The organism is Vibrio sp. Y176 (assembly GCF_033438945.1).
Map to the genome: position 1 here is coordinate 1 of NZ_JAWOQS010000509.1, position 712 is coordinate 712.

At 46.3% G+C, this 712-nt stretch carries 1 pseudogene; it reads left to right on the forward strand.

Annotation, left to right across the window (positions count from 1 at the left end):
• Positions 1–377 precede the first annotated feature (377 nt).
• Positions 378–712, forward strand: a pseudogene (locus tag R7O13_RS27015) (pyroglutamyl-peptidase I); the annotation flags it as partial.

Genomic DNA, 712 nt, shown 5'->3' on the forward strand with positions numbered 1-712 from the left:
AAGGACGGCCGTCAGTGTTTGTTGTCGCTAGTGCAACGCCAGTTACCCCTTCCAAACCTAATGCACCGCTCTCGACTAAATGCAGAAAAGCTTCTAACTCTTCAAGACCTTCAATGACGTGGTTATCAATGTTCATGGTATTCGATCTCTTTGAACTGCCGATATTTTGTGGTCGCGTACTCTACATAAGTTAGGCACAGAAACCAAGTTTCCGCTGAGTTATGGTCGGTTTTGCGCTGATTCACTTATTGTTGGGGGGCACAGGTTAGAGTGGATTCACACAAAACAATGTGGCTTGGTTGCAAGCTGACTTTATGGTTGGAGAGTGAAAGAGGCGATGCAATAATCGGCGAAACAATTTCTCTTTGAAGGTTGCGATGAAAAAGGTTTTGATTACTGGTTTTGAACCGTTTGGTGGTGATGCAATAAATCCGGCGTTGGAGGCTGTGAAAAGGCTAGAAGAAACAAGTCTTGACGGTAGCATCATTGTTACTTGTCAGGTGCCTGTGACGCGTTTTGAGTCCATCAGTGCTGTGATTGATGCGATTGAAGCGTATCAACCAGATTGTGTTATTACCGTTGGTCAGGCCGCGGGTAGATCGGCAATAACGCCCGAACGCGTTGCAATTAATGTGGATGACTTCCGAATTCCAGACAACGGTGGCAATCAGCCAATCGATGAACCCATCATCGAACATGGCCCGGATGCGTA